Origin of the sequence: Enterococcus sp. 5B3_DIV0040 (assembly GCF_002140755.1) — a bacterium.
Lineage (GTDB): Bacteria > Bacillota > Bacilli > Lactobacillales > Enterococcaceae > Enterococcus_D > Enterococcus_D casseliflavus.
The window spans coordinates 2,574,586-2,586,197 of the sequence record NZ_NGLC01000001.1; the positions used below are offsets into that span (position 1 = coordinate 2,574,586).

Below are 11,612 nucleotides of genomic sequence, written 5' to 3' on the forward strand. Positions count from 1 at the left end.
TCCTTTGGGGTGGACATCTTTGGAATCCAAGCTACTTTGTAGCTACTGTTAGCGAAAATACAGAAGAACAAATTAGAAAATATATACAAAATCAGAAAAAGAAATGAGGTGAATCCATATGCTACAACATAAGGCTTATAAATTTAGAATCTATCCTAATCAAGAACAAGAACTATTAATGACTAAAACCATTGGCTGTTCAAGATTTGTCTATAATTATTTTTTGAATTTGTGGAATCATGCATATGCGACTACTGGAAAAGGATTATCTTATAATTCTTGTTCTGCCATGCTTCCACAAATGAAAAGAAATGCAGAGACAATTTGGTTAAAAGAAGTTGACAGTATTGCGATTCAATCCTCATTGAAAAATCTTTCTGATGCTTTTTCTCGCTTCTTTAAAAAGCAAAATAAACGACCACAATTTAAAAGCAAAAAACATCCTATACAAAGTTATACAACTAAAAATGTGAATAATAGTATTGAAATTAGAAATAATTTCATAAAACTACCTAAGTTAGGACTTGTTAAATTTGCGAAAAGTCAAGAGCCCAAAGGGCGAATCTTAAATGCTACAATTCGGAAAAATTCGAGTGGTAAATTTTTTGTCTCCATCCTGTGTGAAGAAGAAATAGTTGAGTTTCCTAGATCTAATTCCGCTATTGGAATTGACCTTGGTATAACTGATTTTGCAATCCTTTCTGATGGTCAAAAGATTGATAACAATAAATTCACGTCAAAAATGGCAAAAAAACTCAAACGTGAACAACGTAAGTTGTCAAAACGTGCATTACTAGCTAAAAAGAAAGGCATCAATCTCTTTGAAGCTAAAAATTATCAAAAACAAAAACGAAAAGTAGCACGACTACATGAAAAAGTAATGAATCAACGCAATGACTTTTTAAACAAGTTGAGTACAGAGATTATCAAAAACCACGATATTATTTGTATAGAAGACTTAAATACAAAAGGTATGTTGCGTAATCATAAACTAGCAAAAAGTATTTCGGATGTTTCATGGTCTAGTTTTGTGACTAGGTTACAATACAAAGCTGACTGGTACGGTCGGAAAATCATCAAAGTAGATAAATGGTTTCCATCTAGTCAAATCTGTTCAAATTGTGGACACAAAGACGGCAAGAAATCTCTAGAAATTCGAGAATGGACTTGTCCTGTTTGTCATGCTCATCATGACCGAGATATCAATGCTAGTATCAATATTCTGACCGAAGGTCTAAGATTACATTCCATGGGATTAGCTTAGATCCAATCATCAAAAACCGTAGGAACTACGGGGATAGCTTGGTAAATAAGAGAAACCGCTGTGAGTAAAGAAATACGCTTGCAAGTATGCTCTATTCCCAAGAATCTCGTGACTTTAGTCATGAGAGGTTCAAAATCGTTAACTTGCCTCAACTGCACCACATGTTAACAAATTGAATCGATAACACTCATAATAATTTATAAATATAGCTTGTTAAGAATAATAAAATTAAAAAGATTGTTCCTAACAATAAATCTTTTTTTAAATTTATCTTTTTCCCAGGAGGATACACATATTTATCATACGCAAAATATACTACAAAAACTAGCGTGCTAATTACAAGCAATTTATATAATACATCTAACAATTTTAATTACCTACACAAGTGACTAATGCTGTAGCTAATTGTGCAGCAATTCCAGCCACAGAAGTATTCATACCTAATTTAGTTAAAGTTTTTACAATGATTCTTGCCGCTCCCCAAGCTCCTAATGATTTTAATGCTTCCCCTACACCTTTGCCAGTAAATGCTTCTAACGCAGCCATTACATCACTTAAATAAGAAACAGGACTTACACTTACCAATACACACTTTGCATAACTTCCTGCACTTCTAGTGGTAGGTGCTAAATAGACATCGAATAATTTTTTTGCATACATATCTCCCTGATTAGCTCTCTCTTCTAATAACACTACATTTGTTATAACATACGTGCCATTCTCTTGGATTATTCCAATTTTTTCAAAATAAAATTCTAAATCTTTAGCAAGTTGTTCTGTTTGTAATTGTTCATCTGAACTTAGTTCTAAAGAAGTAGCACCGTTATCAAGATTTTCAGTTGCATAAACACTTGTTCCAGCACCAACTAATACACTAAACCCAATCAGCAATATACCAAACAACGATAAAAACTTTACCATTTTCGACATATAGACTGCCTCCTTATATCATTGAATTTTTAATAAATCAATTATTGTTTTGTCATTGTTTCCAAAGCTTATTTTTTCCCGTTTTTGTTTTACTCCTTTCCGCTTTGTAACAACCTTCACAATTTGAATGTGCCATATCTTTTATTAAAAAAACAGTCTATTCTTTTTGCTTTTTTCACGGTATAATTACTCTTATGACCGTTATTTGCATTATCAATAGTTCTTGTTGCTTTTAACTTTATTTTAAAATATCAGTTATTTAATATGCGCTTCGAACATAGTACACTTTGATCGCATCAATTTTCTGTTCCACTATATTTACTTGTAATAAAACAAAACGTTTTACCTCATTGGCGTGCTCTTCACTAAACAATAAATACTGATCCGAATTGTCTACATCTTGTGTGATTTGATGAAGTTTTCCTGTTGTTTTTATCTGAACATACGGATCAACATCGATACTATTATCTTGAATACAACGTTCCGTCATATATTCTCGCACTGCTTGATTGCATTTGTACACATCTGTAAAGATATATTATAACAAAAAAAGAGTTTTGCTTCGATTCACTATTCTATGTACAAGTAGCCAATGACCGGCTATCTTTTTTATTAAATAATATTGACTATTTTATTTTATCTAGTAATCTAATATAAAAGGTTGCTTCTTCCTTAGTGACTCAACTCGGACATATGAACATTCCTAAAAAATTCGTTTATTAGTGGTTTCCGCAACCTTTTTCGAACCTTCTATATCTCCACATTTATCATGTAGGTCACTCTCCGTAGAAGGTTCGTTTTTTTATGCCGTTTTCAATAAGTCGTAGATAAACTACCTTCCCTTCTGTATCCACTTAGTACCACATTTTTCTTCGTTCCGTCTGTTTGAAGAATTTCACTTGTATAAGATTTTATGTGCCCGCAATTCATATATTTATTGTAAAGTAACCACTGCCCCCTATCTTTCGTTGCACACCTAGTTGATACAACAACTTATTTAATTCGATTGCATACATCTCATAATCCGCTACAATCTGTGAAGTAGTCACTACGTCTTTCGATGCTAAAATCGGATCAAGATAAGCAATCTTAGGCTCGTACTCAGCAACCTTTTGTTCAAATATCATCTTTTCTTCTTCAAAATCAGATGATAATCGTAAAGCTTCCGCAAATGAGCAAGAAACATTCGTATAGCTGCGTATTTTTCGGGTTGTAGATAATACTTCACTTATGACTCAACATTTGAATTTCTTAGCAGATGATAACATACTACCAAAAATTAAAGCAAAAACATCTCTCATTTATCAAAATTGGATATTGATTCCTACCTAATTTATCTTTAAAAAATGGGGTGGTGTTTTAGCATCTCGTTATTTTGTCTTCACTTTCAACATATTGCTTCAAAGCGTTATTTATGTCTTTAAATCCCAAAACCTCTGCCACATCTTTCACTACAAAATAAGTCTCATCATTCACTCAAACTGTTCTCACTTGATTATTTTCAAAGTCAAAAATTTGTAGTATTTCCATCTGCTTTTTGCTCCCTCTTCACGTATCTATCATTTACTGTTCCATTCATTTCCGCTTCTTGTTTCTACGCTTCTTTTTTATCTTTAATTTCGTCTTTACCAATCAACTCTTCCTTTTATCAATTATTTACCAATTATCACACCAACAAACATCAGCACCACACTGTGATGACTAACACTGCTATGGTCATATTCACCCTCCTGCTTCCATCGCATTTCTAACTAACAGATTATTAATAAGCATCTTGTACTTCATCTGCTCATACTGCAATTGCTTTTGTAACTGATTAATCTGTCTCTGCTTATCCACAACTGTATAGATTAAACAACTAATGCCAAGACAGTTAGAATCGTTATGATATTGTTTGGCTACGGTTTATTTGCTTAATCCAATAGTTTTGAGTTAGCCCATATATTACCAACAATCTCTATATTATCAATTTCGAATAAGTCACTAAATATGTTTCCCCATTCGTATAATAATTTCCCATCAGCGAAACAACTTTCCCGTAAACTTCTTCATGATTATCCCAACCAACATCGCAAAAACTCCACGCTATCCTTATCTTTCAAGCCAGTGGATTGCATAAGCTTGATTTCTTTCAATATATACCGTACACGAACAATTTCGATTCGTAGGCAAACCATCTGACTGCTAAAATAGATTTGTAGTATATCGTATATTGTTTTCGTTTTAAATATAAAAAACGTGCTAAATTTCTGTATCCTCCTATCCCTTCATCTATGATATAATCGCCATAGGAGGCGATCGTATGAAAATTACTGTTGATTTTAATACCGCAATGAATACCGCAATGAATACCATTCTAAAAAATACTAATTACCCAGCAACAGAAATTGAACTTGTCGATGACCCAATAGATTTTTTACACGAGTTAACAATCATCTCTCAGGAATACAAGGACAAATTTTTGTCTGATATTGAATTCGAATTCAACACTCATCTGACGAAAACTATTCTTGACCAATTCGCTAAGAATGGGATAACCATTGACAATGAAGACTCCTAGAGAGTCTTTTATATAATTATCTAAAAAGGAATAATCGTATGAATGAATTAGAAAAACGTATTAGACAGTTCGAATTTGAACAGATTAGAACTTTATTTCAACTTTCATTCCTAATGGAAAAATTCGATATCTCTATCGAAGACTTACAGACCTATGCAAAGAAATGCCTACATCTGAAAAAACTCAGATATTCGCCATCATCTTCAAGACTTAATTTCCGGAAATTCTCTTAATTAACTAGCCAAACGGCTAGTTTTTTCTCTAGTCAATAATTTCTATCAATTACTGAATCTTCTTTATTGCAGATCGGGCAGTTGACTACTCTTGCCCGATTATAGTTATCTTTCACCCAAATGATTCATTCGTCTTTTCATTTACCGCAAGTCATATGATTCCCTTTTTAATTGGTTTGTGTCCATCAAATACAAATAAACAAATCCGATATCAATCACTTTTTCATTCATGATTCCGGCAACTTCACTTGGTCGATACCCTTTTTCAAACAAGTCTTTTGCCTGATTAATCCTCCCAACACACCAATAAAAATTCGCCTCTTGTAAAATAATGATTTTCTTCTCGTTATGCATCAATCGAATCCTCCTTTGTTGCTAACTCGCAATAAAGCGACTTCGCTTCTTCCCACAACTCTTCAGTCATTGCCTCCAAGAAATGATTGCCAAAATAGTCTGCAGGTACCTTCTCCTCATAAATCAGCTAGTACCGATGCAAAAACATGAACTTACGGAATTTGTACTCTACCTCTTTGCCGGTGATATCACCTGTCTGTTTGACATATGCAAGCATTGATTTGAGAAAAAACTTCATGAGTTCTTGTTGTTCTGGTAAAAACGAGTCATAAATCGATTTCACCACTTTACCAAAACTCACTGGTGTCTCCCCCATCTCCTAGGATCCTCCTTAACTCTTCATCGATCACTTCTTCTTTCCGCTTGTTTATGCTCACTATTTAATTGTGACGCCATGGTATCGTATTTCTCACACAGTTTGCGAACAGATAAGATATTTGCTGACCAGCATACATTTTTGAGACTCCGATCAATCATCCAGCTTACTTGGTCTTCAGTCCACTTGTCGATCTCGATCATTTTCTAAATGTTGTCAGTCCAACGTTGAGAGTTCTATTCTTTGATTTCCTAATTCTGACAAATCTGTTTGAATAGCTGTTCTGCGAGTTATAATAATTCGAGTCTAAGTCGTAAACGCGCACTTGGCGTGTTTGCGATGATAATGTTTTATTCTTTATATTCTTCTCTTTTTTATTTTTCTTGTTTGTTCCATTTGTTGTTCACCGTCTTGGTAAAACGCCCAATTATTTATTGATATGATGCTGTATTTCGTGGTTAATTTAATATGCAACATTTGCTCACGTTCAATTTTTTTCAACCATCGCTATACAGAAATGCCGTTCACTTGATGTTCACATTGAATCCCAGCATTCATCTCTAATGTTAATGCGTCGCGCCCTATGACGAATTCCCTGCTGTTCATCGGTATCTCTTTTCCGTTAAAAAGAATCTTCCACTGTTTGTAGCTTGCTTTCATCAGACACAGGTTCCAAAGTTTATACATATACGAATTGGTCCAGACGAATGAATGCATCACTTTCCAATACAATTTGACATGTTCTGTATTCATTCGTATTTCTAGTCAATCCAACAAATCACTTACTTCTACAAAACCAGCTATAGATTTACGCTGGCGATAATATTCACATTCCCTACATATTGACTGACATATGCTGCCAATCAGCTTCGTTGCTATAATAATTCTTCTTGTTTAGGTCCATCAGTATCAACCGCCCTTACTTCTTTTAACGGGGCTTTCTTTGGTTGAGAGAACACTCGTTCTAATTCCACGAATTCTTTCTTTTCATCAGTTGGAATCTCAAACCAATCCTCTACTTTGCTCATGCCATCTTTGATCGAGTTATAAATTTTTGCTAAGTACACACCATTTTTTCAGTAAAAGCTGTTGCTTTATTACCAAATCTTGTTTTAATCATTTCTTGTGTGACGTCAAGTTTTTTAACAATCTGAACATTTAATCCAATCGCTCTATTAATGGTTTAACATTTGCGCTATCTATCGTTTTATTGCATTCTTCAACTACAGCTTCAATAATATTTCCGGGAACCATCCCCAAAATACATGCTCGTACACGTCGTGCGCCATTATTTGCAACCAACTCATAAATATCCCTTGAATCCTTAAAATATGTAATCCCTTTCTTTGTATGGCGGCTCATGCTTTACAGTAAACACTTTTTTTACCTTGTATTGGATTCAAAGGTCCCTTGTATAAGCCATGGCCACATATTTCCCTAGCAATTATTGTAACTCCTTAATACAAAAAAAGAATTCCCTCCAATTATGAGCAACAACCTCCGCTAGCCGAATAGAAGGCCCCCAATCATTTGCCCACCATGAGGGTAGTTTTAGATAGCTGTTTTTGCTAAAGACTGGCGTTTGCACACATCTAAAATCCGTCGTTCCGCATCAAATGGATTTCTAGTAAATTGCTTTGCTATAAAAATCTGTCTTTTTACTTCCTCTACTTTTCGGCTAATTGCAGTAGTCATTAGTCCGCCTTATCCTTGGTAGTTTGCGATTGACTATTGTTTAAAGATCGTTTCTAAATCATAACTCATTGATAAAATCCTCTTGGCTTTGTTTGAGTCAATCTTTTCCACTAACAATCCCTAGCACTGGATATAATCGATGAATTCGGTGTCGATTCATCGATTATATCCAGAAAAATTTCGTGGTATAGCACAGTAACACAAATTTATTGCGTATGCGTCGTTTATTTATTCGATAGTCGATAAGTAGCCAATCCAATTCATAGATCATCGTGCCAGTATCATCTTCATTCCAATGTGCATATAAGTCTACTGCTTCTTGCATATCATCAAAATGAAAATTCGAAAATACATGGCTACGTCCATCTTGTAGTAAGATGTCGTAACTTGTTACTATATACTTACCCATTCAAACTCATCTTCCAAAATGCATGCTAAAATAGCAGAGATTTCGTTTGGATTATCTGTCACAAATGTATGGATTTGTTTCGATGACTCTTCCGTTTCAATACCGAACATTTTTTCAAGGCGCTATGTTTCGAACAATTACAATCCGTTTCTAGTAATTCTTGTTTTTCCTAATCGTATTGTTCAAAAGCAGCAATTGCTACAAGCGCTCTCTTCCTACTTGCGCTAAAACAACACACCTTTTCTTCCTAACATTCTTCTGCCAATTCTTTGATCAAATATTGATTTTTTTCAGTAATCATGATATTCTCTTTTTGTCACAATAATTTGCTATTGCTATTGAGCTTCTCTTGCCTACTGGTGAGAAAAGCTCTCTTTTACTTTTCTCTCCTTGCAATAATCGGTACTGTTTCCTCGCTTATCGATTCGGAATACAAAAGAGAACTTGAAGGGTGTTCCACTTCTAAAAACGTGCGATATGGACACAATTCAGCAGGACTTTCTACTCCTTCTTTTGTTAGTATTGCAACGCCTTCTTTACTGTGACAGTATGAGAAATTCCATTATCAATCAAATCATCACCGCCTTCGATGCGAATCGAACTGGCACAAGCAAGTATTGTTTCTGTATCCAGATCACGCTGAATCAAAGATTGAACATTAATAACGAAATCCTTTGAGTTCATAAATCAATCATATGGAAAAGTATCTAATAAAGCGGTTGCTTTGATTACAATCTCCCATTTACAATCTTTGTCAAGAGAAGAATAGATGATTACTTTTATTGAGATTCCTAATATGAAGTAATACTCTCGACTCGCTTTCTAATTGTCAAATGTTTGATTTCAAATAGCCAAAATGCCTCTACACGCTTGATTGAGTCCAGTTCAGCTAGACGAGCTTTCTTCGTGTCAGTAAAGACTTTCCTTTCTTGCTCATAAATGACATCTATCGTTTGGCATACATTTTTTCAATTCGATAACATTGACGAGTGTCTTCCTATTACAGCTTTTGCATCAAAATTGATGAAGTGTTTCTTCTGCTATCATGTTGTTTTTCTCTCTTTTTCATTTCCCGTTCAAATATGGCATCATCATAGATCATCAGACACAGCACGATAACACTCGAAAAGCCGATTTTAATCCATGTAGGAGCTTATCCAAGAGCAAACACACCAATGCCGAACATAAATAATAGTATTCCTATGCATCATAACCTGTAGATTTTTTCATTCAAACTGCGTCTCCGTCAGTTCGTAGTCTAGTTTTTGTTGCGCTTATTCAAAAAACGTTTCTAGGTTATCCTCAGTTGCAAAAGGTATTATCTTTTCAACATGTGGAAATACCATTTTGATAAAATCTAACTTTTCTTTCCTTGTCGATTTTTTAGTATTTACGACTTAACAAGCAATGCACTAACATTGTCTTCACGAATAACATCTTAGATCATATCTAGTTCACAAAAAACAGTTTTGTCATCTTGTAATAAAATAGGGAATTTGATTTTTAATTGCTCCTTACTACTCCTAATCGCTTGGAGCAATTCTTTTATTTCTTCTGATGTTCCTTCAACTATAATTTTCGTACTTTCGCCTCACTTCTAGTTGACAATTCAATCGATTTTGATAAAGCAGTTTTTGGAATTACTTAAGCTCTCTACGAACGTTCTCACATTACCTGATTCGTTCGTATCCTTCAGTCATTACTACTGGCAAGCCTAGCTTTTTAATAAATACTTACTTCAATGTGTTGTAGCTAGTATTCATTTATTGGGCAACTTGCTTGTAATTCATCAAATCAGGAATCTCCAGCTTTTTCTTATATTCATCAATGAACCCCTACGCTTTTTGTTGCCCTTTTTCAGCTACCATTTCTTTTCCCCTCTCAAGTAATGCTGGTCCTAAGTTAATTTCATCTAATTGAAGCACAGATATTCCCACACCTCCTATGCTAGTTAGTTATCTGATTTCAAAGCACTAGTTGCATTTTTGTAAACTTTTGTATTTACCATTAGTACATACCAATATATACTTGTATATAAGGAAGGTGAATTTTATAATGAAAAAAGAAATTAAGTTTGGTAAAATGTTAAACTTTTTTCGTCAACAAAAAAATGACGATGGAAGAATTAGGCGATTATCTAGGTCGTAACAAATCGACTGTTTCTCGATGGATATCTGAAGAAAGATACCCTAAAATTGAAGAAATTGAATAAATAGTCAACTTTTTCGATACTGATGTAGAAACCTTGTTATTCGGAGCTGATAAATCCGATAAAGAAAATACAAATTTATCTTTAATTACTGATGCTTCAGCAAAACCAGAAACATCTTGCCAAGAAAAAAATCTATAAAGAGCAAGCCAAAGAAAACAGTCAGAATAAGAATATCACCTCTTTAGAACAATACAACGAACAAAAACAATAAAAGAAAAACATGCCTGCCATTGATTGATGTGGTTGTACCTCTGCAGGTACTGGTGAATTCTTGTCAAATGAATATAAAGAAAAATATGGCCCCTGCCGAAATCATTCCTGATGATGCTGACTTTTATTTAACTATAAACGAGGATTCCATGGAGCCGATTTTCCATAATGATAATTATGTGTTTATATGAAACAAGGAGAAGTTTACAGCGGTGCAATTATTGTAAATGGTCAATCCTTTTTTAGCGTATATGGTTTGAAAATTACAATGCGAGGCTTCAATCATTTCTATTAAATTATAATGACATACTTGCAACTAAGATAGGAGACTTTAGAATTGTAGGAAGAATAATTATGTAACCAAATAGGGAGGTAAAATATATCATCTTCTTATATTTACTCTCTGTATTGTAATTTTACTGCTTCTACTCCTTCTATGGATATCAGGAAAAAAATAAAAAAAGGCGGTTAAAGAAATGAACAACACAGAAAAAACTACACAATTATTGAATATATAGATTAAAAATCTAGAAAATATTAAAGCTCGTTTAGAGGTTGAAAGCGGAAATACTGAATCATTTAATTCTGTAAATGAATAGCGGGATAATATATCAATGAAATTTGAACGAACTCCTGCTTTTAAAAGATCTTTAAAACGATATAAGAAAAAACATTACGATTAATAAAGTACGTACTGTAGTTGAATATATTATTGAAAACAATACTGATGTAATAAAAAACAAAAAATACAATGATCATTCACTTACTAGTTCTTAGCAAGGATATAGGAAACTTCACATTGAATCAGATTGGCTCCTAACATATAATTATTAACAATGCAATAACATTAGTTCTCACTAGAATGGGAAAACATGATGATTTCATATAAATAGACGATGTAATTGTTATAATACGATTTAATTCAGAATCTATTTATGGAAAAATGCAATCTGTTACAGCTTATGGGGGCGCAGTTAAACTTGTTTAGCTTGGAGGAATCGATTATGCTATCATTAATGAATCTAGATCATAAAACAATTTTAGGATTATGTAGAGTCCTTATCGTAGGACTTTTGCTTTTATGGTTTCTATACAAGGATAAAAATAAAAAACAATAAATATGACCAAAAACCAAATCCAATAAAAAATATACAAAAAACAGCTCAACCGCCTATATATTCCAAAAATATTTAAGAATCGATCCCGTTACCGGAAAACAAATAAAGACTACACTAAAAGGATTCTCAACGATAAAAGAAGCAACGATTGCTTTAACTAGGCTAGAAATGGAATTGAACCTCTCATGACTAAAGTCACGAGATTCTTGGGAATAGAGCATACTTGCAAGCGTATTTCTTTACTCACAGAGGTTTCTCTTATTTACCAAACTATCCCCGTAGTTCCTACGGTTTTTGATGATTGGATCTAA

Annotated in this window: 11 protein-coding genes and 1 pseudogene; 5 read left to right on the forward strand and 7 right to left on the reverse strand. The window is 33.7% G+C overall.

From position 1 onward, the window contains the following. Together A5883_RS11945 and tnpB are read left to right on the forward strand one after the other, a co-directional pair. Positions 1–107, forward strand: a 107-nt coding sequence (locus tag A5883_RS11945; protein WP_176323986.1) for a transposase, incomplete at its 5' end; no start/stop codon positions are given. Positions 108–118: 11 nt separating this feature from the next. Next, positions 119–1,264 carry an IS200/IS605 family element RNA-guided endonuclease TnpB gene (tnpB, locus tag A5883_RS11950; protein ID WP_086338654.1) on the forward strand — a complete coding sequence of 382 codons (1,146 nt, stop codon included), beginning with the start codon at positions 119–121 and terminating at the stop codon, positions 1,262–1,264. A 369-nt stretch (positions 1,265–1,633) separates the two neighbouring features. Here the strand turns inward: tnpB and A5883_RS11955 are convergent, their stop codons facing one another. From A5883_RS11955 to A5883_RS11965, 3 genes and pseudogenes are all read right to left on the reverse strand, one after another. After that, positions 1,634–2,194, reverse strand: coding sequence for a hypothetical protein (locus A5883_RS11955; protein ID WP_086338655.1), 561 nt, complete (start codon positions 2,192–2,194; stop codon positions 1,634–1,636). 259 nt (positions 2,195–2,453) lie between these two features. Next, on the reverse strand, positions 2,454–2,717 hold the full coding sequence (locus A5883_RS11960; RefSeq protein WP_369596884.1) for an EF0163 family protein: 264 nt from the start codon (positions 2,715–2,717) through the stop codon (positions 2,454–2,456). A gap of 309 nt (positions 2,718–3,026) precedes the next feature. Beyond that, positions 3,027–3,670 (reverse strand): annotated as a pseudogene (locus A5883_RS11965) (phage antirepressor). Positions 3,671–4,496: 826 nt separating this feature from the next. Between A5883_RS11965 and A5883_RS11970 the strand changes: the two are divergent. Next, on the forward strand, positions 4,497–4,754 hold the full coding sequence (locus A5883_RS11970) for a hypothetical protein (RefSeq protein WP_086338656.1): 258 nt from the start codon (positions 4,497–4,499) through the stop codon (positions 4,752–4,754). A gap of 374 nt (positions 4,755–5,128) precedes the next feature. Here A5883_RS11970 and A5883_RS11975 read toward each other — a convergent pair whose 3' ends face one another. From A5883_RS11975 to A5883_RS19220, 4 genes are all read right to left on the reverse strand, one after another. Beyond that, positions 5,129–5,341, reverse strand: coding sequence for a hypothetical protein (locus A5883_RS11975; protein WP_254907848.1), 213 nt, complete (start codon positions 5,339–5,341; stop codon positions 5,129–5,131). A gap of 127 nt (positions 5,342–5,468) precedes the next feature. Next, complete coding sequence (locus A5883_RS11980) at positions 5,469–5,657, reverse strand: hypothetical protein (protein WP_086338658.1); 189 nt, start codon at positions 5,655–5,657, stop codon at positions 5,469–5,471. Between the two features lie 875 nt (positions 5,658–6,532). After that, complete coding sequence (locus A5883_RS11990; protein WP_086338659.1) at positions 6,533–6,724, reverse strand: hypothetical protein; 192 nt, start codon at positions 6,722–6,724, stop codon at positions 6,533–6,535. Between the two features lie 484 nt (positions 6,725–7,208). Beyond that, positions 7,209–7,352, reverse strand: coding sequence for a hypothetical protein (locus A5883_RS19220; protein ID WP_176323987.1), 144 nt, complete (start codon positions 7,350–7,352; stop codon positions 7,209–7,211). Positions 7,353–9,877: 2,525 nt separating this feature from the next. Between A5883_RS19220 and A5883_RS19725 the strand changes: the two genes are divergently transcribed. Beyond that, positions 9,878–9,973, forward strand: coding sequence for a hypothetical protein (locus A5883_RS19725; RefSeq protein ID WP_176323988.1), 96 nt, complete (start codon positions 9,878–9,880; stop codon positions 9,971–9,973). Between the two features lie 1,385 nt (positions 9,974–11,358). Beyond that, entirely contained in the window at positions 11,359–11,490 is a 132-nt protein-coding gene (locus A5883_RS12005) for an Arm DNA-binding domain-containing protein (RefSeq protein WP_086338744.1), read from the forward strand. The last annotated feature ends 122 nt before the right edge of the window (positions 11,491–11,612 follow it).